22 protein-coding genes are annotated in these 20,953 nt (G+C 51.3%); 19 read left to right on the forward strand and 3 right to left on the reverse strand.

Annotated elements, in window-relative coordinates:
• Positions 1–4: 4 nt before the first annotated feature.
• The 6 genes from RSC70_RS01445 (at position 5) to RSC70_RS01470 (ending at position 6,003) form a co-directional block, all read left to right on the forward strand.
• Positions 5–520, forward strand: a complete 516-nt coding sequence (locus RSC70_RS01445) for a hypothetical protein (RefSeq protein ID WP_332541446.1) — start codon at positions 5–7, stop codon at positions 518–520.
• A 16-nt stretch (positions 521–536) separates the two neighbouring features.
• On the forward strand, positions 537–3,101 hold the full coding sequence (locus RSC70_RS01450; protein WP_332541448.1) for a TcfC E-set like domain-containing protein: 2,565 nt from the start codon (positions 537–539) through the stop codon (positions 3,099–3,101).
• Complete coding sequence (locus tag RSC70_RS01455) at positions 3,088–3,801, forward strand: hypothetical protein (RefSeq protein ID WP_304184842.1); 714 nt, start codon at positions 3,088–3,090, stop codon at positions 3,799–3,801. The genes RSC70_RS01450 and RSC70_RS01455 overlap by 14 nt, the downstream gene beginning before the upstream one ends.
• Positions 3,802–3,804: 3 nt before the next feature.
• Positions 3,805–4,698 carry a hypothetical protein gene (locus tag RSC70_RS01460; RefSeq protein WP_130998604.1) on the forward strand — a complete coding sequence of 298 codons (894 nt, stop codon included), beginning with the start codon at positions 3,805–3,807 and terminating at the stop codon, positions 4,696–4,698.
• 12 nt (positions 4,699–4,710) lie between these two features.
• On the forward strand, positions 4,711–5,223 hold the full coding sequence (locus RSC70_RS01465; protein ID WP_046358969.1) for a hypothetical protein: 513 nt from the start codon (positions 4,711–4,713) through the stop codon (positions 5,221–5,223).
• 144 nt (positions 5,224–5,367) lie between these two features.
• Positions 5,368–6,003, forward strand: a complete 636-nt coding sequence (locus RSC70_RS01470; protein WP_130934339.1) for a helix-turn-helix transcriptional regulator — start codon at positions 5,368–5,370, stop codon at positions 6,001–6,003.
• A gap of 63 nt (positions 6,004–6,066) precedes the next feature.
• Here the strand turns inward: RSC70_RS01470 and RSC70_RS01475 are convergent, their stop codons facing one another.
• The 3 genes from RSC70_RS01475 to RSC70_RS01485 form a co-directional block, all read right to left on the reverse strand.
• Positions 6,067–6,567, reverse strand: a complete 501-nt coding sequence (locus RSC70_RS01475; RefSeq protein WP_332541450.1) for a YbjP/YqhG family protein — start codon at positions 6,565–6,567, stop codon at positions 6,067–6,069.
• Positions 6,567–6,935 carry an NlpC/P60 family protein gene (locus RSC70_RS01480; protein ID WP_304184852.1) on the reverse strand — a complete coding sequence of 123 codons (369 nt, stop codon included), beginning with the start codon at positions 6,933–6,935 and terminating at the stop codon, positions 6,567–6,569. The genes RSC70_RS01475 and RSC70_RS01480 overlap by 1 nt, the downstream gene beginning before the upstream one ends.
• A gap of 237 nt (positions 6,936–7,172) precedes the next feature.
• Positions 7,173–8,459, reverse strand: coding sequence for an AppA family phytase/histidine-type acid phosphatase (locus RSC70_RS01485; RefSeq protein ID WP_332541453.1), 1,287 nt, complete (start codon positions 8,457–8,459; stop codon positions 7,173–7,175).
• 443 nt (positions 8,460–8,902) lie between these two features.
• On the opposite strand from RSC70_RS01485, the gene eutS reads away from it, so the two are divergent.
• From eutS to RSC70_RS01550, 13 genes are all read left to right on the forward strand, one after another.
• Entirely contained in the window at positions 8,903–9,238 is a 336-nt protein-coding gene (gene eutS, locus RSC70_RS01490) for an ethanolamine utilization microcompartment protein EutS (RefSeq protein WP_025801761.1), read from the forward strand.
• 2 nt (positions 9,239–9,240) lie between these two features.
• Positions 9,241–9,702, forward strand: a complete 462-nt coding sequence (gene eutP / locus RSC70_RS01495; RefSeq protein ID WP_046449964.1) for a EutP/PduV family microcompartment system protein — start codon at positions 9,241–9,243, stop codon at positions 9,700–9,702.
• Positions 9,702–10,463 (forward strand): ethanolamine utilization acetate kinase EutQ, encoded by a 762-nt coding sequence (gene eutQ, locus RSC70_RS01500; protein WP_332541455.1) that lies wholly within the window; start codon positions 9,702–9,704, stop codon positions 10,461–10,463. The genes eutP and eutQ overlap by 1 nt, the downstream gene beginning before the upstream one ends.
• 37 nt (positions 10,464–10,500) lie before the next feature.
• Positions 10,501–11,355: an ethanolamine utilization cob(I)yrinic acid a,c-diamide adenosyltransferase EutT gene (gene eutT, locus RSC70_RS01505; RefSeq protein WP_282806631.1), complete on the forward strand. Its 855-nt coding sequence runs from the start codon at positions 10,501–10,503 to the stop codon at positions 11,353–11,355.
• Entirely contained in the window at positions 11,345–12,397 is a 1,053-nt protein-coding gene (pta, locus tag RSC70_RS01510) for a phosphate acetyltransferase (RefSeq protein WP_227741649.1), read from the forward strand. Before eutT ends, pta begins: the two co-directional genes overlap by 11 nt.
• 74 nt (positions 12,398–12,471) lie before the next feature.
• Positions 12,472–12,765, forward strand: a complete 294-nt coding sequence (gene eutM, locus RSC70_RS01515) for an ethanolamine utilization microcompartment protein EutM (RefSeq protein WP_005189879.1) — start codon at positions 12,472–12,474, stop codon at positions 12,763–12,765.
• A gap of 135 nt (positions 12,766–12,900) precedes the next feature.
• Complete coding sequence (eutN, locus tag RSC70_RS01520) at positions 12,901–13,188, forward strand: ethanolamine utilization microcompartment protein EutN (protein WP_025801770.1); 288 nt, start codon at positions 12,901–12,903, stop codon at positions 13,186–13,188.
• 194 nt (positions 13,189–13,382) lie between these two features.
• Positions 13,383–14,810, forward strand: a complete 1,428-nt coding sequence (locus tag RSC70_RS01525) for an aldehyde dehydrogenase family protein (protein WP_130998597.1) — start codon at positions 13,383–13,385, stop codon at positions 14,808–14,810.
• A gap of 11 nt (positions 14,811–14,821) precedes the next feature.
• Positions 14,822–15,664, forward strand: coding sequence for an ethanolamine utilization protein EutJ (eutJ, locus tag RSC70_RS01530; RefSeq protein ID WP_282806630.1), 843 nt, complete (start codon positions 14,822–14,824; stop codon positions 15,662–15,664).
• Positions 15,657–16,871 carry an iron-containing alcohol dehydrogenase gene (locus tag RSC70_RS01535; RefSeq protein ID WP_282806629.1) on the forward strand — a complete coding sequence of 405 codons (1,215 nt, stop codon included), beginning with the start codon at positions 15,657–15,659 and terminating at the stop codon, positions 16,869–16,871. Before eutJ ends, RSC70_RS01535 begins: the two co-directional genes overlap by 8 nt.
• 34 nt (positions 16,872–16,905) lie before the next feature.
• A complete protein-coding gene (gene eutH, locus RSC70_RS01540) occupies positions 16,906–18,153 on the forward strand; it encodes an ethanolamine utilization protein EutH (RefSeq protein WP_025801779.1) in 1,248 nt (415 codons plus the stop codon).
• A 1-nt stretch (position 18,154) separates the two neighbouring features.
• Positions 18,155–19,567, forward strand: coding sequence for an ethanolamine ammonia-lyase reactivating factor EutA (eutA, locus tag RSC70_RS01545; RefSeq protein ID WP_332541460.1), 1,413 nt, complete (start codon positions 18,155–18,157; stop codon positions 19,565–19,567).
• 12 nt (positions 19,568–19,579) lie between these two features.
• Positions 19,580–20,941, forward strand: coding sequence for an ethanolamine ammonia-lyase subunit EutB (locus tag RSC70_RS01550; RefSeq protein ID WP_025801782.1), 1,362 nt, complete (start codon positions 19,580–19,582; stop codon positions 20,939–20,941).
• Positions 20,942–20,953 lie beyond the last annotated feature (12 nt).

The following is a 20,953-nucleotide window of genomic DNA, read 5'->3' on the forward strand; positions in this document are numbered from 1 at the left end:
AAACATGATTAAAAATAACTGTGCCGCCGGAATTATTGCCGTGCTTTTGTTATGGAGTCAGGCTGCGTTTTCTGTACCCAATTCGCAGGTCGATTTGGATGTCTCTGCTGAGTCTATAGCAAGAATCGCCTTATATTATGAAGATAAGCCACTGAGTGGCAAAGAGTTTGATTTCCCATTACCGATCAACGGTTTCTCTCAAAAGTTTGAAAAAACATCGAGTTTTTTTCATCTGGTGGGGAATGTGAAAAATGCTGAGATTGTATTTTTAGAAAAACAGTTTGTTCTTCCTCAGGTGTTTGGGGGCAATACGCATATTAATCTTGATGGCAGCTTTATTCATCAAGGAATAGAAACCGATGCGACTAAAAATCTACGCGTGCCTGTTTTAAAAGATATTAGTCAGGCCACCACAGCAAACGGCGTCAAAGTTAAATTTATTTCTGAATTGTTAGCCGGAAATTATACCAAGGGTAAATACGCAAATACCTTTACATTAATTGTAATGCCTATTTTATAGATAGAGACAGAGAATAATGAATAATAAAATAACTGCCAGCATTGTTATTCTTGGTGTCGGTTTTGGCTGCGCATTAACTCCGCTGATGGCGTCTTCTATTCCGCTTCCTGCTGGTTTTGAAGACATTTTTAATGCCAAACAAAGCGGCGTGCTTGATATTATTTATGCAGATTCATCCATTGGTTCTATTGGCGTGGAGTTCGACCAAAACGATGTTTTGTTGATGTCACCTCAGGTGATTGTTGATCAAATAACCGCCGTGGATATGCCCGCACTCAGCGTGTCTGCCGCTGAGCTGCTCAAAAAACTTTCTGTTCCGTTACGCCGGGTGAATAAACAAGGCTTTTCACAGGATGAAATTGTCGCAACGGTGAATGAATCGGATGCGTCAGTGCATCTGATATTTCCCGCCTCGTTGTTTAAAGCGAGCGATAAGGCCTATGACAAAACTTATATTCCACACCGCAGTCTTGCCGGCTTTGTTCATAGTCATAATCTGAACTATCTCTCTGATACCTATGGCGATAGCTTAAGTTTATCTTCCAACGATACCTTAAACCTTACCGGTAATAGCTATGTGAAAGGCGCCTGGAGTTATTCCAAAGAGATTGATTTTAATTTGGATGAATTGGCGCTGTATCTTGAACATGAAAATACCCGTTTTAAAGCTGGGCGTCAGCGGTTAAGCGATAATCTGGTGTCCAGTACGCCGTCGGTGACCTACAGTTTTTTTAATCCTGTCAGCTTCGACGGCATTTCGCTGGGGTATATGACGGATAACTACCTGAATCCCGGTGACGGAGCGGCCTCGCCGGTGACGGTTTATCTGCCGCAGGCCGGTACGGTTGAGGTCTATCGCAACGGGCGTTTAATTGACCTACAGCAGTTTCCCGCCGGTTTGCAGCATTTGAAGACAGAAGGATGGCCGTCTGGCGGTTATGACGTTTTGCTGGTTTCTAAGCTGGTGAACGGCAGTCGTGAAGAGAAAATACAGCCTTTTCTCAAACGTAATGGCTCGTTTCGCTCCGGCGATTTGGAGTATGTGGTTCAGCTCGGGCGCTATGACGATCATCAGGGGCAATTTTCGTCGAACCGCTACTCCTGCCGCCATTGTGACAAAGATGACAATGACCCTAATCAAAACGATAGCCCGAGCCACTTTGCCGGAGTATCTCTGGGATATACCACCAATTCTGTGATGTCTTTGGGCAGTGGATTTCTCCTTGATAACGAGGATGGTTATGCCAATGCTAGCCTAGATTTGCCGGTTAATAGCTGGTTTGCCGAGCGTCTTTATGCCGATGGCGTTATGGGTGCGGATGGCAGCACGGGCTATCAGGTTGGGCTGATGAAAAACCTGTATGCCTTAAGTATGAACTTGAGCTATCGCGATAACCGATTTAAAGGCGATGAACAGGACTATCACCGCTATGGTTTGGTTCCTGCCTACGATTTTGAATATCTCCAGTTTGGTGCGAACACCTTTCTACCTTGGAATATCGGTCTAGGCGTTAACTTCGGCTTGAATACGCTGTATCAAGACTACGGACGGCAAAATAAAACCGAATTTGAAAGCTGGGATGTGAATTTAAATCGCGACTTTACACTGTCGGATTACCTTAATTTACGCGTCGATCTGGGCTATCACCGGGGTATTAATGAGCTGGTTAACCGTTACTCTCATAACAGCACCACGGAAGATAAAGTTTTTGCTCAGTTTACCCTCGGCATGCGTGAGCGCAGCTATAACCATTACCAGTCGCTCTATTTACGCTCGCGGATGAGCGATGAGGGCAGCAACCAAAATATCTATAGCGCCGATTATTCACTTAATTTAGACAACCCTGAGTTTGACCGTGGGGGGAAATATACGGTCAACGCCAGCGTCAATCATGGGCCAAACAGCGAGAATAATAGCGGTGCAGGTATCGTTATGGATAACGATTATGGCTATACCTCGGTCGGCGTATCTAAATCATTTGGTAATAACAGCTATAGCCAACAATATCTTTCTCAACGCAGCGGGTTCGCTATTGGTGAGGGTGAGTTCGGATACGGCAAGGTCGATAATACCGCCGCACTGATTGTTGATGCGAGCTCATTGCCTGAAGATCAATATTTTGAAGTGCGTAACCGGAGTAATGAGCCAGTTGTGGTTGAGGGCGGTAAAAAAACCACCCTCACGATTCAGCCATACCAAAAAATATCGCCAAAGGCTGAACAGGTTTATACCACCGACACTAACGCATTCTATAACCTTTCGACTCAATCATCTTCAACCTGGGCCATGCCGGGGCAGGTCTATCACGTCAAAGTGAACGCCACGAAAAACCAAACGGTCACTGGGCGCTTATATCTCGACGGTGTGCCGTTAGCCAATGCTCGCGTGGTGGGTGGCAATGCCATGACCGATGCTGAAGGCTTATTTGTGGGTGACTTCACGTTAGATACCGACAGCCAGTTAGAAAAGTTGAAGGTGAGTAAAGAGGGGCAAAGTTATGTGTGCCCGCTAAATAGTTCAAACGTCAAAATGACTCAAGGCATTATGCAAATACGTGAGGTTAATTGTGAAACTGAGTAAATTGGCAATTCTGCCAGTGGGTATGGCTTTGCTAATGACTGCGGGACTGTCGCAGGCCATTGAAGTTTTTCCTATCGTGAAAGAAATTAAACAAGAAACGCCGCGTGATAATTTTATTACCGTTAAATCAATGTATCGCGCGGTGGATAGCGTAGACGTTAATAAGTCAGAAAATAAGAGCTACGAATTTGTCACGCTGGAGCTATTCCATATTACTAATCCAGGCGATACCAAGGAAAATAAGGTGAAAGAGCTCGGTGCTCAAGACCCGACGCTAGTTTTTTCACCCACCAAACTGATTATTCCCTTTGGCGAAGAACGCAAAGTGAGAATTATGCCGCTGAAGTCGGTTGAACGTGAAACCGTATATCGCCTGCGTATTCGGCCAAGTTATCCCGAGCAAGAAGTGGATAAAGGAAAGGTGCGCTTTGCCATCGGCTATGACGTTTTGCTGCGTTATTTACCCGAAGGTAAGCGGAATCAGGGGCTGGCTGTGACCTGTAGCAGTAATGAGTGGACGTTGACGGCAACCGGTAACGTGCGTAGCGAAATGCGTGATTTGGTGATCGATGGGCGTAAGGACAAAGCCATATTCAATGTGTATCCGGAGCATGCGCGTACGTTGGCGGTGCATAACAACTTGGCATTTAACATGGATGGCAAACTTTATACCTATGAAAAGTGCCAGCTTAAGGAGTAATTAATGAAATCTCCGGTGTTATTTGCTGCGTTACTGCTACAGGCAAGCAGCGTGATGGCGGGCGCTTGGGTGATTCAGCCCCAGCCGAATGGCGCTATTCGTATGCTCCATGAAGGGATCAGCGATGCGAGCGGAGCAGATACGCTCACGATGCGTCAGCCTGCGAATAAATCGCTGACTTTACTGGTTTCTCCCGCAGGCGGTGGACGCTGTGAGGGAGGCGATCTGGTGCTCGGTTCGCTCCGTTTCCCATTGCAGCTTTTTATGCAGGAACGTGCCGTCGTATGTGGCGATCTGGTGCAGTTTTCAGCTCAGCCGAATGAAACGCGGGTGGGGGTGCGGGCGGTAAATCGTAGCGTTAAAGGGGAGCGCTCATTCAGCGAGTTTGGTGCGTTTCCACGCGTGCAGGTAGGTAACGTCAGCTTTAACGTTGAGGGCGATAGTGGTGGTGAAAATTATCCTATCTATCTGGATCTCACCGCATTACAAACCGAAGCGGTCACCATTCAGGCCTCTTTTGATAAGCCAGCACTATCGATGGGGTTAGTGGGCGAACTCAACGACGCGACGGCTAATGCACGCTTAAAAATAGCGAAAACGTTGCAGTCCGGCGATGAGGCATTGCCTTATCTTCTGACGTTCGAGTCTACCCAGCAGCAAGATAACCATTACCAGCTGAGAGCGTCGAAAGGAGCCCTGTCGATCCCATATCGAATAAGTATTGACGGCAAAGAGATAGCGCCCGGTTTTCAATATCGAGGAACGATCCCAAGCGGCACAGCAACGGTGGATTGGGTGGATATCCAATTTGCCCTGAGCGGTAAATCGACCCGCGGATTGGCCGCGGGAACACGGCTGATCGATACATTGACGGCTGTTATTACGCCAAATAGTTAAAGGAAAAGCGACATGAAATATTATTTAGCGCTCAGCCTCGCGGCAATGTCATTGATGACGGTAAGTAGCTCACAGGCTGCGATCTCGGTGAGAACCAGCATCGATGTACAGGCTGAAATTAGCACCAGCGTGCGGGTTTATGTGGCCGGAAACGATGTCACCAATGGTTCGATTAGCCTGAAGCTCAACGATAAAAATGGCTATATGTACGGTGTTACGCCCGCCTTTAACTTTGTGGGAAATGCCAGCGCGGTCTCGCTTTCACTGAATACGCCCGCGGGGAATCTGCTGATGGGGGATAACGGCGATACCATGCAGATAAATCCTGCGTGGATCCGCGTAAATGGCGGGGAGGTTTCAGCGTCATATCCGCTGAATAATCAGGTTGTTTATCCAACGGTTCAGGATATTCCCGATCCTGCTCAGGGCGTAAAAGTGCAGTTTACCTCGGCTAAACGCAGTGAAACTTATCCACTCGGCACCTACAGCGGAACGTACGAAGTTATTGTGACGCCATCCGTATAATCCTATTAGGGCATTTAAGCATGAATAAATGCCCTAATACCGATAGTTAGATATTTATTTTTGGATAGTAAAAGCGATGATACTCATTCGATAAGGGTGTTAATTATGCGTAGATGTCGTTTTTATTTTATCGGGGCTTAATGAGTGATAAACATCTTTTTTGATGATAAGAATGAATATTATAAATTTGGGCTGTTAGGACTATTGCATGAGATTATAGAACTACATACCGATCAAAAAATACATCTCTTAGGATTAAGGCAAAACATATCGCGAGCGGATATTATTATTCGCGCCTATCCCGCAGGAGCAGAAACGTTATGTCACCCAGAGCTGATTGAACGTAAACCAGGGAGCTTATTGGTCGGGATTTATGAAGGGGATATACAGACGTTAAACTCATCATTAATGCCGTACTGTTTTGATAATGCGATTTTTATTCATCGAACGGAGCCAATAAAACGTTTGGTGAATCGAATTCTGTTTGCATGGATGCGTGCAAAAGTGAAAATTGATGGAAAAACGGGTTGTCGAAAAGGATGCCGCGACTGTAAATCGGTGGAGCTTTCGCTGCAAGAAATAAAGATCATCAGCTATATCTCCCATGGCTTCACTATTGCACGCATTGCGAATATTTTAGGACTCAGCGTCAAAACTGTAAGTGCGCACAAGCGTCGCGTGATGCGAAAATTTAATATTAAAAACAACGTAGAATTAATTACGCTATGCAAAGTGACGCTGCAAATAACTAATCAGTCTAAAGTGTGTTTTATTCCTTAGTGCTCAGATGGCGATATAACCCTCCTTCTCCTAGCAAGTTAAGGAGGATTATTGCATAGAAGATCATTCGGCAGGCATAGTTGCGGCATAGGCTTTTGCTGAAGCAATTGCTCGGTTGTCGAAAATGTATTGTTCCGTATTGCCTGAAACATTACGGACGCGGTAGATTTTCCAGACTTCATCTTCTAGCCGGAGATAAACCTCAATTTTAATACGTTTCGTATTCTCGACGCCCAGCCAGACATCAACCACTTTGCCCCCCATGAAATCTCTCGCATGGCCAACCTTAAGTCGAGATATCCATTCTGGAGCGTAATCCTGCGTGTAGGTGAAGTAGTCCGCCCCCGTTATTTCCTGCTCGGGAATTGCATGAATTTCCATGAGTCGCCGTGCGGTATCGGTGGCAATATACTCGCAAGAAACTGATGAATCGTCTTTGATCTCCGATGTACCATCGGCATAAGCATGCAGGTATTGCTGATAAAAATCCTTAGTTCGCTGTTCAGCGCTTTGGTGCACACAACCCGAGATGAAAAAAATAAAAATCAGGATTAATAGGCGCATTAGTCTTTCCTGTAAATTATATAAGGTGGTTTATGCGAGCGGTAGCCTGGGCCGCCCCACATATCTCGTTGCTGAAAGTCAGAGAACCAGTTGGTGCCATCGAATATGGCCATATGTCCCTCAGGTCTGCCTCCGAGATATGGCTGAATAACGACAACGTCACCTTCCTGCGGTGCTTCGCCTGAGCCTATAGAACGAAATCCTGCGCTTTCAAGCAGGCTACCATAATCTTTAGCTTCGCCGGTTCTGCCAATATTAAGGCCACCCGCTTCGATAGCATGTCGAACAAACATAGCGCAGTTATCGCTAGAGCTAGAACCTGCATGCCAGCGCGCGTAGCTTGAAGCTTTATTTTTATTCCATGACATAAATAATCCTTTATTAATACAGGTAGCTAAATTTTGTTAATACATCATCAATTTTATGAAAATGATTTACATAAAATGCCATAGAAAATAATGAAATAAAGATGCAAGCAATATCTTTTTTTTATAAAAGCATTAGGAATAAAAGGGAGGCAATTAATGTATATTGTTTAAATATAATACAGTATTTTTTCTATGAACCCTTTCCCTAATTAAGGGAAAGGGTTCCAGTTGATATAATTATTGGCACTCCACCAGTTCGTTTTGTTTCGCCAGACGCGTGAAGGTATCTAGTGGGCAATATCCTTGCGCGGTTTGATCGTCACACCCCGGTATTTTTAGCGCCACGCTGCCAGCGGGCTTATCCAGAGTGAGTGGGGTTTGATTACGTAGCTGTGCCAGCGTTTGGTACATCATCTGTACGCTCACGTATTTTTTCCCCGTCTTATCTGACCAACGTTCAAAAACTAAGGCACCGCCTGGAGGCGTGTTATCCGGCTGGCCGGGTAGCGCCCACGACATACCGAACATACCCGCGATATTGGCAATATTGGTGTCATGTCCAGCAAGAAACAGGATCTTGTTATCCGCTGATAACTCCGGCAATTCTCGCGAGCTAGGTTGTGAGTTGATTGCGCTGACGATGGTTTGTAATAGCGGTGTGCCGTTATGTTTGGCGATGTAGGGCGTGCGTGACATCAAATCAAATTGTGCGTTGTGTAGCGTTAGCAAAGCGTTCCAGTCTTGCTCTGAATGGATTTTTCCCCACGCTGCATTTGGCATGCCCTGCGCATATTCAAGCAGGAAAATTTCGGCCAGCGTTGACGACAAACCTACGGCCCCATCAAGTGCCACTTTATTGCCATTGTCTTTGATTGAGAGCTTGCTTGGCATGACTTGTGCTAAATCGCAGGTTTGGTCTGCGCTATGTTGCTGGCAGTACGTTGACTTTGGAAAGTTTAGCACGCTGCTCATCAGCGCCAGAGCAGGGCGGTAGTGCTGGTTTATCTGAGTTATGGGCATACCGGCCTGTTGCTCGACGGCCTGCTGTACCTGCGTTTTTTCCATAGTGCAGACACCTGCTTTCACCGGATGAAATAGCGGGTCGGCCTGCTTGATGTCTTGCTGATGATGAATACTTAGATGGCATTCAGGTGCGAGACCCGCTAAAAACGCCTCGCCTGTTTTCCGAGTGCGTTGATCGACGTCTGCCCAAACATAGACATCATTTGCCGTTGGACAGCGACCTTTAGACAAGATCCCCAACTGCTGAAACTTCTGCCGATAGAACCCACCCATCAGGCTCACCAAATGCTCGCCCCTCGGCGTGATATACCCCAGTTTGACTGGCCACTCAGGCCACGCATTAGGTGTTACGTCGCGCATGGTTTGCGTCATTTTGGTTGGCGCTCGAACGCCATGCCGGCTGAGAATAACCACCTTTTCAAGCTGATATCCGGAAGGTTCGGTTTCGCTGGCGTAGCTTGCCGTGGTTAGCATGCTGGCGGCGATGAAAGCCAGAGGCATACACTTTAGCAACCTAGTTGGACTGTGTGTAAACAGAGAAATTGTCATTTATCGCCTCTTGATTTTTGAATGGTCATATCCGTGATTGCGGCGTGAAAACACGTTTGTAGGGAGCCGATGCCGAGCATAGGCCGCATGCGAATCACTATACGCCAGAAGCTAAAATGGGCGGAGTATCTACGCCAGTTTTGCGTGTGTCGGTGAGGGAGTATTTAACTCTGCTTCAAAATCCTCTGGCTAAAAACTCTCCGGCTGTGACCCACTTCAACCTTTCTGTTTGTGTGCCGATTTTTGTTATTCCCTTTTCTTTATTGCTGCGAGGATGACCTCAGATGAATGGGCGCTGCCGTTAGGTTAGCCGCCATAAGATGATATCAATCACTTTATGGGGCTGAACGTAATCGTTGTAGCAGCGGGGATTGAGCTGAAAAACAGGGGACACAATGGAAAAGGAACGGATTATTCAAGAGTTTGTTCCCGGTAAACAGGTGACTCTGGCTCATATCATTGCGCATCCCGGTGAGGATTTAGCCAAAAAGATTGGCGTTCCCGGTGCAGAAGCCATCGGCATTATGACGCTAACGCCGGGCGAAACCGCGATGATTGCCGGTGACTTGGCAACCAAAGCGGCAAACGTGCAAATCGGTTTTCTCGACCGTTTTACCGGTGCGTTAGTGGTTTATGGTTCGGTCGGTGCGGTGGAAGAGTCACTACAACAAACGGTCACGGGGTTGGGCAATTTACTCAACTATGCCGTGTGTTCGTTAACGCGGAGCTAACGATGACGCGCGCTATTTTTGTGGGCGCGGTCGGCGCCGGGAAAACAACCTTATTTAATGCGCTACAGGGTGATTATTCGCTGGCCAGAAAAACGCAGGCCATTGAGTTTAATAACGAGGGCGATATTGATACCCCCGGAGAATATTTTAGTCACCCACGTCTCTATCACGCGTTAATCAATACGTTAGTTGAGTGCGAATTGCTTATTTATGTTCACGCCGCCAACGATCCTGAATGCCGTATTCCAACAGGATTACTGGATATTTATCCGCGCTTACAGCGCATTGCCGTGATCAGCAAAGCCGATTTACCCGACGCAGATGTAGCAGGCGTAAAACAGATGCTGGCAGAGGCCGGATTTAAGCCTCCGATGTTCGTGGTGAATAGCCACTCGAGCGACAGCCTAGACGAATTTAAGGCATTTTTGACCGCACAATACGGTCAGGACAAAAGGGTTAAGTGATGAAAAAACTGATCACGGCGAATGACATTCGCACCGCACAGGTTCAAGGCCAAAAGAGCATCAACATCGTTTTAGCCGATTACATCGTGACGCCAGAGGCGCGCGTGGTTGCCGAGCAGCTTGGGGTTGAAATCATCGAGCAATTAACGGCGGCACCGTCCACACCCACACCCACACCCACACCTTCTGCAAGCACGGCTACGGATGTTCAAACCGCTGTGCCGCAAGAGGGCAGCTCAGCCGCTGAGCGCCAGCGTATTCGTGAACACATCTTAGCCCAGTTGCCGGAAGGTAGCGTGACGGAAACACTCCTCGCGCAGCTTATTGAAAAGGTACAGCAAGAGCAGCGCGCGCAGAAGCAGCCAGCGGCTGCATCAAATAGCGGCCAGCCGAGCTTTCGCTCAGTGACGGGTAAAGGCGGGGTCAAGGTCGTGGATGGATCTTCCGTAACCTTTGGCCGTTTTGACGGCGCGAAAGAGCATCAGGTAGGGCTGACCGACCTGATCACGGCTCAGGACGGCAGCAGTATGGCGGCGGGATTCATGCAGTGGGAAAGCGGTTTTTTCCCTTGGACGCTGAACTACGACGAAGTTGACATGATTTTGGAAGGCGAACTGCACATCCGCCACCAAGGCGAAACGCTGGTGGGCAAAGCGGGCGACGTGATGTTTATTCCACGCGGTTCGAGCATCGAATTTGGCACCACCAGCCATGTGCGTTTTCTTTACGTTGCATGGCCCGCTAATTGGCAGGAATGCTAAGAGCCTACTGGGGTAGGCCCTAAGCAGAGGGACGATTATGACAACTTTTATCACTGAAGACTGGTTACGAGCCAATCATACCCTGAGCGAAGGGAGCGAAATTCGTTTGCCATCAGATAGTCGCATGACGCCATCGGCGCGTGAGCTGATAGAAGGGCGTCGTTTGTTGGTGAAATTTCAGGATGAGCAAGGGCGGTTATTTGTTGCTACGTCGCTGGATGAAGATAAAGCGCTGCCTGAGTTGCAGCCGGTGCATGGGCTGACCAGCCAAGATCGCGCTGCGGCAGCAAGCTGTGAGCTTTGCCATCAGGCCGTCGTGGATAAGCCCGATACGCTGACTCATCTTAATGCGCAGGTCATGGTCGCTAAAAACGATCCACGTCTGGCGTTTCGTGCCCGCTTAGATGCCAGCATCGCTACCGCCGTCTGGTTGCAAAGCGAACTGAGCTCAATGGCGTCGGCAGCCCACTGGTTGGCTGATATTCGCTCGCTGCTGGGCAACATTATGCGGGCCGATGCCTTGGACATTCCCTTGGCGGCTCAGGAGATTGCAGGGCTAACGGCGGATGAGATCCATCGCTTATCGCATCAGCCGCTTAAATTCCTCGGACACGATCATATTGTTCCCGACGTAAATCAAGGGCGCGACGTTGCGCTGCTGAATTTGCTGCGTGCCTCGGTGCGAGAAACGGAAATCACGGCGGCTAAAGTGTTTATCGGCGCGGATTATCATGTGCAGAAAGCCGATTTGCTACAGGCGCTTAATCGCTTATCCAGCGCGGTGTATGTGCTGATGATCCTGTGCGTGCGGCAAAATAGGCACCAAGGCGAATGGCCGAGTGCAGAACAACTTAAACAATCGATCGCACGCGGAGGCGCTCATGTTAATTGATCGCTGCCGCCGCCTAGCGCAAAACCATCCACGGCGGGTGGTGTTCCCCGATGCGTTGGATAAGCGCGTGCTTGAGGCCGCGCACTATTTATTACATCACGGTTTGGCTCAGCCTATTTTGCTCGCCAACCCGTTTGCTCTGCGCCATTTCGCGCTCAGTCATCGTTTTACGTTGGACGGCATAACGGTGATTGATCCGCACAATGCTGATGATTGGCACAGCGAATTTTGCCAGCGTTTAACGCAGCGTTTGGGTGAGAAAACGCCCGCTGACTGCGCAGAGAAAATGCGTCAGCCGCTGTGGTTTGCCGCGGCGATGATGAATGGGGGCAAAGCCGATTTATGCATTGCCGGAAATCTCTCATCAACGGCTGCGGTATTACGTGCAGGGCTACGGGTTATTGGACTTCAAGCGGGAACACAAACGCTGTCATCGCTTTTTTTAATGCTGTCGCCGCAGGGGGAAACGCTGGGATTTGCCGATTGCAGCGTGGTTCCTCAGCCGACATCGGCACAGCTGGCGGATATTGCTATCAGCAGCGCGGCTACCTATCACGCGATTACGGGCGAAGAGCCTCGCGTGGCGATGCTGTCATTTTCCACCCGTGGCAGCGCCAAACACCCGGCGGTTGCGTCAGTACAACAGGCGACGGAGCTGGTTCGTCAGCGCGTACCGGCCTTAACGGTGGATGGTGAAATACAGTTTGATGCGGCGTTTGTACCTGACGTTGCACGGCAAAAAGCGCCAGATAGCGTATTAGAAGGGCGTGCCAATGTGATGGTGTTTCCTTCGCTTGAGGCGGGAAATATCGGCTACAAAATTGCTCAGCGTCTGGGCGGGTATCGTGCTTTAGGACCGTTGATCCAAGGACTTAATGCACCTATGCATGATTTGTCTCGCGGATGTAGCGCGCGTGAAATTATTGAACTGGTGCTGGTGGCACAAACGCAGTGCGCCTCGCCAATCGCTCCAGTCACGGCGAATAAATCTGTAACGCAGCGCCAGCCAGAAATGGCGGCATCTGCAAATGAATTGATGTAGCCCACGCTGCTGCATCAAGTGAAAACGTGGTTATAAAACCGGTCCCAACGGGATCTCATTGAGAGGTATATATCATGGAAGCATTAGGATTGATTGAAACCAAGGGTCTGGTCGCACTGATCGAAGCATCGGATGCCATGGTCAAGGCTGCTCGCGTTAAATTAGTGGGCGTGAAGCAAATTGGCGGCGGTTTGGTTACCGCGATGGTTCGTGGCGATGTGGCGGCGTGTAAAGCGGCCACAGATGCGGGCGCAGCCGCGGCGCAGCGTATCGGCGAGCTGGTTTCTGTGCACGTTATTCCACGCCCGCATGGCGATCTGGAAGAGATCTTCCCTATCAAAATGTCTGGCGACAACCCGCTGGATTAATCGATGTTCGCGTGACGTCGCCATCTGACGTCACGCTATTTTAGCAACACATCATTTTTTGCTGCCTGCGGGCGGTGCGGGACGCTTTTACCCTGCGTTTACCCAAAACGTTTTTAACAGAGCAAGGAGTTAAACGTGAAACTGGCCGTCGTGATAGGACAGATCGTATGTACCGTGCGGCATCCCGGGCTTGAGCACGACAAGCTGTTGCTGGTTGAGACCATCAACCGACAGGGTGAACCAAGCGGGGAATGTAGCGTCGCCACCGACAGTATTGGTGCAGGCAACGGTGAATGGGTGCTGGTGGTGGGGGGAAGTTCCGCCCGCCGCGCACAGCACAGCGAGGCGTCACCGGTCGATCTCAGCGTCATTGGCATCGTAGATGAAGCCGTGATGGAGAGTCAGGTGATTTTCCATAAGTAATTTCCCAGCGTGGGTAATGCCGCTCGTTTAAGAGATCGAGATACACGGGTCTAGCACACCGCGGGGCGCTCCGGCAGCTAAAGCTGCTACGACCCCATCGGTGTACTCCCCCTAAAATCGAGCTTAGGTGGCAAGTATTCCTTACCGAGGGTGGCTTAAGTACAGGCCGTCATAAAACGGGGCGAACAGTGAACATGGATCAGAAAGAAATCGAACAAGTGGTGAAGGCGGTACTCGCTGGCATAGCGTCAGCTCCGGCGGCAACGGCTTCGGCACCTAAAACAACCGATACGCACGTGTACGGCGCAGGCGTTTTTGCTTCGCTGGACGACGCGGTTTCCGCCGCCAAAACGGCCGTTGCGGGCCTCAAAACCGTAAGCATGCGCAAGATCGCGGTGGACGCTATTCGCCACGCGGCGGAAAAACACGCTCAGGTGTTGGCAGAAATGGCCGTGGCTGAAACGGGCATGGGACGGGTTGAAGATAAATTCGCTAAAAATGTGGCTCAGGCTCGCGGTACGCCGGGCGTGGAATGTTTAGCGCCGCAGGTGCTTACCGGAGATAACGGCTTAACGCTGATTGAAAATGCGCCGTGGGGCGTAGTGGCATCCGTCACACCGTCTACCAATCCGGCAGCAACGGTGATCAACAATGCGATCAGCATGATCTCTGCGGGTAACAGCGTGGTTTTTGCACCGCATCCGGCGGCAAAAAAAGTCTCACAGAAAACCATCACGCTATTAAATGAAGCAGTGGTTGCCGCAGGTGGGCCAGCTAACCTGATGGTGACCGTCGCCAATCCAGATATTGACACCGCGCAGCGCCTATTTAAATACCCTGGCATCGGTTTGCTGGTGGTGACCGGCGGCGAAGCCGTGGTGGAGTCGGCGCGCAAGCATACGAACAAACGTTTGATCGCGGCGGGCGCGGGTAATCCACCGGTCGTCGTAGACGAAACGGCCGATATTCCTCGTGCGGCACGCGCTATCGTGCACGGTGCTTCTTTTGATAACAACATCATCTGCGCCGATGAAAAAGTGCTGATCGTCGTCGACAGCGTGGCTGACCAGCTTTTGGCTGAAATGAAGCTTCAGCATGCGGTGTTACTCAGCTCGGCGCAGGTGGAACAGCTAATGCCTCTGCTGCTGAAAAATATCGATGAGCATGGCAAAGGAACGGTTTGTCGTGACTGGGTGGGCCGCGACGCCGCTAAAATTGCCGCTGCGATTGGGTTAGATGTGGATGCCAAAACGCGCCTGCTGCTCGCCGAAACGTCGTCCTCACATCCTTTTGCCGTAACAGAAATGATGATGCCAGTACTGCCCGTGATCCGCGTGGGCAACGTCGAACAGGCGATTGCGCTGGCGGTGAAATTGGAAGGTGGCTGCCACCATACGGCGGCGATGCACTCCCGTCACATTGAAAACCTCAACCAGATGGCCAATGCCATTGATACCAGCATTTTTGTCAAAAACGGGCCTTGTATCGCAGGGCTAGGGCTTGGCGGTGAAGGCTGGACGTCAATGACGATTACCACGCCAACCGGTGAGGGTGTGACTTCCGCCAGAACCTTTGTCCGTCTGCGCCGCTGCGTGCTGGTGGATACATTCCGCATCGTATAACGGAGGCGTCAATGACTCGAACCGCACAGGAATGGCTTCACCCGCGCTTGTTACGTGCCGCCGAATTGCAGCAAGGATCTGCCGCGCCAATTGAAACCGACCAGCCACTTTGGTTAGGGATTGATTTGGGCACCTGCGACGTGGTGTCGATGGTGGTTGATGCGGACGCTGTTCCCGTCGCGGTGTGTCTGGACTGGGCGGATGTGGTGAGAGATGGCGTGGTGTGGGACTTCTTTGGCGCCGTCAATATCGTGCGTCAGCACTTGAACACCTTAGAAGCGCAGTTTGGTCGGCGTTTTGAATGCGCGGCAACCTCATTTCCACCGGGTACCGATCCACGTATTTCTATCAATGTGCTGGAAGCTGCGGGGCTCACCGTCACCAAAGTACTGGATGAACCCACCGCCGTGGCGGACATGATGGGTTTAACCCGCGCGGCGGTAGTGGATATCGGTGGCGGAACAACCGGTATTGCCGTGGTGGCGCAGGGCAAGGTGGTTTACTCCGGTGATGAGGCTACCGGTGGCCATCACATTTCTCTCACGCTTGCGGGAAACCAACGGATTTCGTTAGAAGAGGCCGAGCAAATAAAACGCGATCGCGGCGCTGAGATTTGGCCTGCGGTGCGTCCGGTTTACGAAAAAATGGCGGATATCGTCGAGCAACATCTGCAAGGTCACCGCGTGGATGAGCTCTGGCTCGCGGGTGGTTCTTGTATGCAGCCAGGGGTTAAGGCGCTATTTGAACAGCGCTTTCCGCAACACCAAATCCATCTGCCACCGCAGTCGATCTTTATGACGCCGCTGGCGATTGCCGCCTGTGGGATCAGCGAAGGGGAAGGGTGCCATGCATAACTCATCATTACAGGAAATATCACAGGGCGATTTAGTTCAGACCGCGCTTTATCAGGCCTTGGACATGATGAATGCGCGTCAGGTGCGTGAGTTTGCGGTACCTCCTTCTACCTTGATGGGGCCGGGGGCGGTCAGTCGTTGCGGTCAATCTCTGGTGGATCGCGGCATTGAACGCGTTTTTCTGATGGTCGACGGCGGCTTGCATCAGGCCGGAATGACTCAGGTTTTGCAGCGAAGTCTTGAGCAAAGCGGCGTGGCCTATGAGATTTGGGCGTGTCCTCCGGGTGAACCTATCGATACCGATGTAAACGCTGCGGTCACGCAGCTGCTACAGGTGCAGTGCGACGGCGTGATTGCGTTGGGCGGCGGCTCGGTGCTGGATGCGGCGAAGGCCACTGCGTTACAGGCGGCCAATCCAACGCTGAATTTTGCCGAGCTTACTCCGTCTTTACGCCTTAAGCGTCGTCTGCCGCTGATTGCCATTCCGACCACAGCCGGAACGGGCTCAGAGGCAACTAACGTTTCAGTCATTATCGCCATGCCCCAGCACCGCAAGCAGGTTTTGGTTCACGCGCTGCTCATTCCTGATATGGCCATTATTGATGCCTGTTTAACGCTGGGCGTGCCGCCGCACGTGACGGCCGCAACCGGCATTGATGCGCTGACTCACGCCATTGAGGCCTATGTTGCCACCAATGTCACTGGGCTGACCCGAGCGCTGGCACATCGCGCAATTACGCTGATTGGTCAGGCATTACCGCAGGCGGTTGGGCAGGGGCAAGATCTGGCGGCGCGTGAGTCGCTGATGATGGCGTCTTACATGGCGGGAATGGCGTTTTCGAATGCGGGTTTGGGTCTGTGTCATGCCTGTGCACATCAGATTGGCGCGGCGTATGGCATCCCGCACGGCGTGGCGAACGCCATCATGCTGCCGCAGGTGATGGATTTTAACCGTTTGGTGTGTAAAAGAACGTTTGCCGAAATTGGTCATGCTCTGACGCGGGAAACCTGCGACGCGGCAGGCACCATTCGTGCAATTGCGCAGTTGATTGAAGATGTGGGATTGGGCGGCAATCTGGCGAGCTATGGCGGGCAGGAATCTGACTACGCCGAATTCGCCCGTGCAGCATTACAAGACGTGTGCATTCAAAGTAATCCACGCACCGTCACTGAGGCTCAAATTGTGGCGCTGTATCGGGGCTCGTGAGCTGACTTAAACAGGCTTTGAAGGAGAACAGGCTATGGGCATTAACGAAATTATCATGTACATCATGATGATCTTCATGCTGATTGCGGCAGTGGATCGCATATTTACCCAGTTTGGCGGCTCGGAGCAGATTTTAGGCAAGATTGGCCTTGGCTCGGTGGGAAAGAGTATTTCTGGCTCGGGCGGTCAATTCGAAGAAGGCTTTATGGCGATGGGCGCCTTGGGCTTGGCGATGGTGGGTATGACCGCGCTGGCACCGGTGCTGGCTTATTTGCTCGGGCCAATCATTATTCCTCTGTATGAAATGTTGGGGGCGAACCCTTCCATGTTTGCAGGCACTTTGCTGGCCTGTGATATGGGCGGTTTCTTCCTCGCCAAAGAGCTGGCGGGCGGAGACATTGCCGCCTGGCTTTACTCTGGCTTGATTCTCGGTTCCATGATGGGGCCAACCATCGTGTTTTCTATCCCCGTGGCGTTGGGGATTATTGAAAAATCCGATCGTCGTTATTTGGCGCTAGGCGTGTTGGCGGGCATTGTCACCATCCCGATTGGCTGTATTGCGGGCGGCTTGGTAGCGATGTATTCCGGCGTGGAAGTGAACGGTCAGCCGGTGGTCTTCACGCTGAGCCTGATCTTGATGAACATGATCCCCGTTCTCATCGTGGCGGCGCTGGTCGCGTTAGGTCTGAAGCTGATCCCCGAAAAAATGATCAACGGTTTTCAGATTTTCGCCAAAATCTTGGTGGCGATTATCACTGTGGGTTTGGCAGCTGCGGTAGCTAAGTTTGCCGTCGGCTGGACGATCATTCCTGGTCTAGATCCTATCTTTATGACCGAAGGCGATAAGCCCGGTCAGGTGATGCGTGCAATTGAAGTTATCGGCTCAATCTCCTGTGTCCTGCTCGGCGCTTATCCAATGGTATTGCTGTTAACCCGCTGGTTTGAAAAACCGTTAATGCGCGTTGGGGGCGTTTTGAGGATTAACAACATGGCCGCCGGTGGCATGGTTGCCACGCTGGCTAACAACATCCCGATGTTTGGCATGATGAAACAAATGGATGCGCGCGGCAAAGTGATCAACTGTGCGTTTGCAGTATCCGCCGCCTTTGCGCTGGGTGACCACCTCGGTTTTGCCGCAGCGAATATGCCTAGCATGATTTTCCCGATGATCGTCGGCAAGTTAGTCGGTGGAGTTACGGCTATCGGCGTTGCCATGATGCTGGTACCGAAAGGGGAAGACGTCGCCGTTAACGCTGAGCAACCTGTGTCTGAGGAGGCCTAGCGTGAAAACTCTCGAACTGCTTAGCGTCGGTATTGATATTGGCACCACCACCACACAGGTGATCTTCTCGCGCCTGTCATTGGTGAACCGTGCGTCCATTTCTCAGGTGCCTCGCTATGAGTTCGTGAAGCGCGAGATTATTTGGCAAAGCCCGGTGTTGTTTACACCGGTCGATTTTGCCGGTTTTCTGCGGGAAGAAGAGCTGCTGGCTTTGGTGCTCGCACAGTATCAGGCCGCGGGCATTGCGCCTGAAACCATAGATTCAGGTGCCATTATTATCACCGGTGAAACGGCCAAAACCCGTAATGCACGTCCGGCGATTGTGTCGCTATCTCAGCGGCTGGGCGATTTTGTGGTTGCCACCGCAGGGCCGCATTTAGAGTCGATTATTGCCGGTTTTGGCTCGGGGGCGCAGGCTTTATCCGAGCAAAAAATGGCGCGGGTTTTAAACATTGATATCGGTGGTGGCACGGCAAACTACGCGCTGTTCGAAGCGGGGCGGGTGGTAAGCTCCGCCTGCTTAAACGTGGGTGGGCGGTTGATTGAAACCAGCACCGACGGTCGCGTACTGCGCGCTCATCCGGCTGGGCAATGGATCGCGGATTCTCTGTTTGGCGAAGGGGTTAACGTTACGAGCCTGACGCGAGCACAGCTTGATCAGATTGCCGCACGCATGGCGCAACTGCTGTTAGAAGTCTTCAATGGCGCACCTTCTCCGTTAGCGCAACGTTTACTGATGACCGATGTGCTCCCCGCCTGTGATTCGCTGTATGCCTTAACGCTTTCGGGCGGGGTGGGTGAGTGTTTTCGCACGGACGACAATAGCAATCCGTTCCGGTTTGGCGATATTGGCCCGCTGCTGGCGCAGGCTATTCATCTCGATCCGGGATTTGCCGCGCTGCCGGTGCAGGTACCGAATCAAACCGTGCGTGCCACCGTCATTGGCGCGGGCGCACACACGCTTTCTCTTTCTGGCAGCACCATCTGGCTGGATGGCTTGTCTCTGCCTATTCGCAATATTCCGGTTGTTCATCCTGACGCAAGTCATGCGGCCTCGTTGGTAGAAGCGTGGTTGCAGGCGCTCACTCAAATGGATTTACAGCCGCAGCACGATCTCTATGCATTGGCGTTGCCTACCGAGCTGCCTGTGAACTACGCCTCGGTACAGCACTGTATCGAGGCTTTGCAGGAATTTAGCACCCGCTTTTCGAATCCGCATCCGCTGTTGGTCGTTGCCTGTCAGGATTTTGGCAAGGCTTTGGGCATGCTGCTGCGGCCGATGATGGCACAACGTCAGCTGGCGGTGATCGATGAAGTGATCACTCGAACCGGCGATTACATCGATATCGGCACACCGCTTTTTGGCGGCGCAGTGGTGCCGGTCACCGTCAAGTCACTGGCTTTTCCTTCTTAAGGGAATTTGTTTATGAAACTAAAAACACAGCTATTCGGTAAGTCGTATCAGTTCAAGGATGTGAAGCAGGTCTTGGCTAAAGCCAACGAACTGCGTTCGGGGGATGTGTTAGCTGGCGTGGTGGCGGAGAGTTCGCAAGAGCGCGTCGCGGCTAAACAGGTGCTGTCAGAGATGACGATTGCGGATATCCGCATGAATCCGGTGATCCCGTATGAAGAAGACTGCGTCACGCGCATTATTCAAGATGACATCAATGAGACCGCCTATGCCCGCGTGAAAAACTGGAGCATCAGCGAGCTGCGCGAATACATTCTGGATGATGAAACCAGCGTGGATGACATCGCTTTTTTACGCAAAGGGATCAGCTCCGAAGTGGTTGCCGCCGTGGCTAAAATTTGCTCCAACGCCGATTTAATCTACGGTGCCAAAAAGATGCCGGTGATTAAGAAAGCCAATACCACCATCGGTATTCCCGGTACTTTTAGCGCGCGTTTGCAACCGAACGATACGCGCGACGATGTGCAGAGCATTGTGGCGCAGATTTATGAAGGGCTCTCATTTGGGCTGGGCGATGCGGTTATCGGGGTGAACCCCGTTACCGATGACGTCGATAACCTGAGCCGCGTACTAGACACCATTTACGGCGTCATCGATAAGTTTTCTATTCCAACCCAAGGCTGCGTGCTGGCGCATGTGACGACGCAAATCGAAGCGATCAAACGCGGTGCGCCGGGCGGTCTGATTTTCCAAAGTATCTGCGGCAGCGAAAAAGGGCTGAAAGAGTTTGGCGTTGAGCTGGCCATGCTCGATGAAGCACGCGCAGTCGGCGCGGAATATAACCGGATTGCCGGTAGCAACTGCCTCTACTTTGAAACTGGGCAAGGCTCAGCGCTGTCGGCTGGCGCTAACTTCGGTGCCGATCAGGTCACGATGGAAGCGCGTAACTACGGTTTAGCGCATCACTACGATCCGTTCATTGTGAATACCGTGGTGGGCTTTATCGGGCCAGAGTATTTGTACAACGATCGCCAGATTATCCGCGCCGGTTTGGAAGACCACTTTATGGGCAAACTGAGCGGAATTTCTATGGGCTGCGACTGCTGCTACACCAACCATGCGGATGCCGATCAAAACCTGAACGAAAACCTGATGATCCTGCTGGCGACCGCCGGATGTAACTACATCATGGGGATGCCGCTGGGGGACGACATCATGCTCAACTACCAGACCACGGCATTCCACGACACAGCGACGGTGCGTCAGCTGTTGAACCTGCGTCCGTCGCCGGAGTTTGAGCGTTGGCTCGAAACCATGGGGCTGATGGCGAATGGCCGTTTGACCGCCCGCGCCGGTGACCCGTCGCTCTTTTTCTGATTTCTGAGGTAA

The organism is Hafnia sp., from assembly GCF_036648275.1.
Taxonomy (GTDB): domain Bacteria; phylum Pseudomonadota; class Gammaproteobacteria; order Enterobacterales; family Enterobacteriaceae; genus Hafnia; species Hafnia alvei.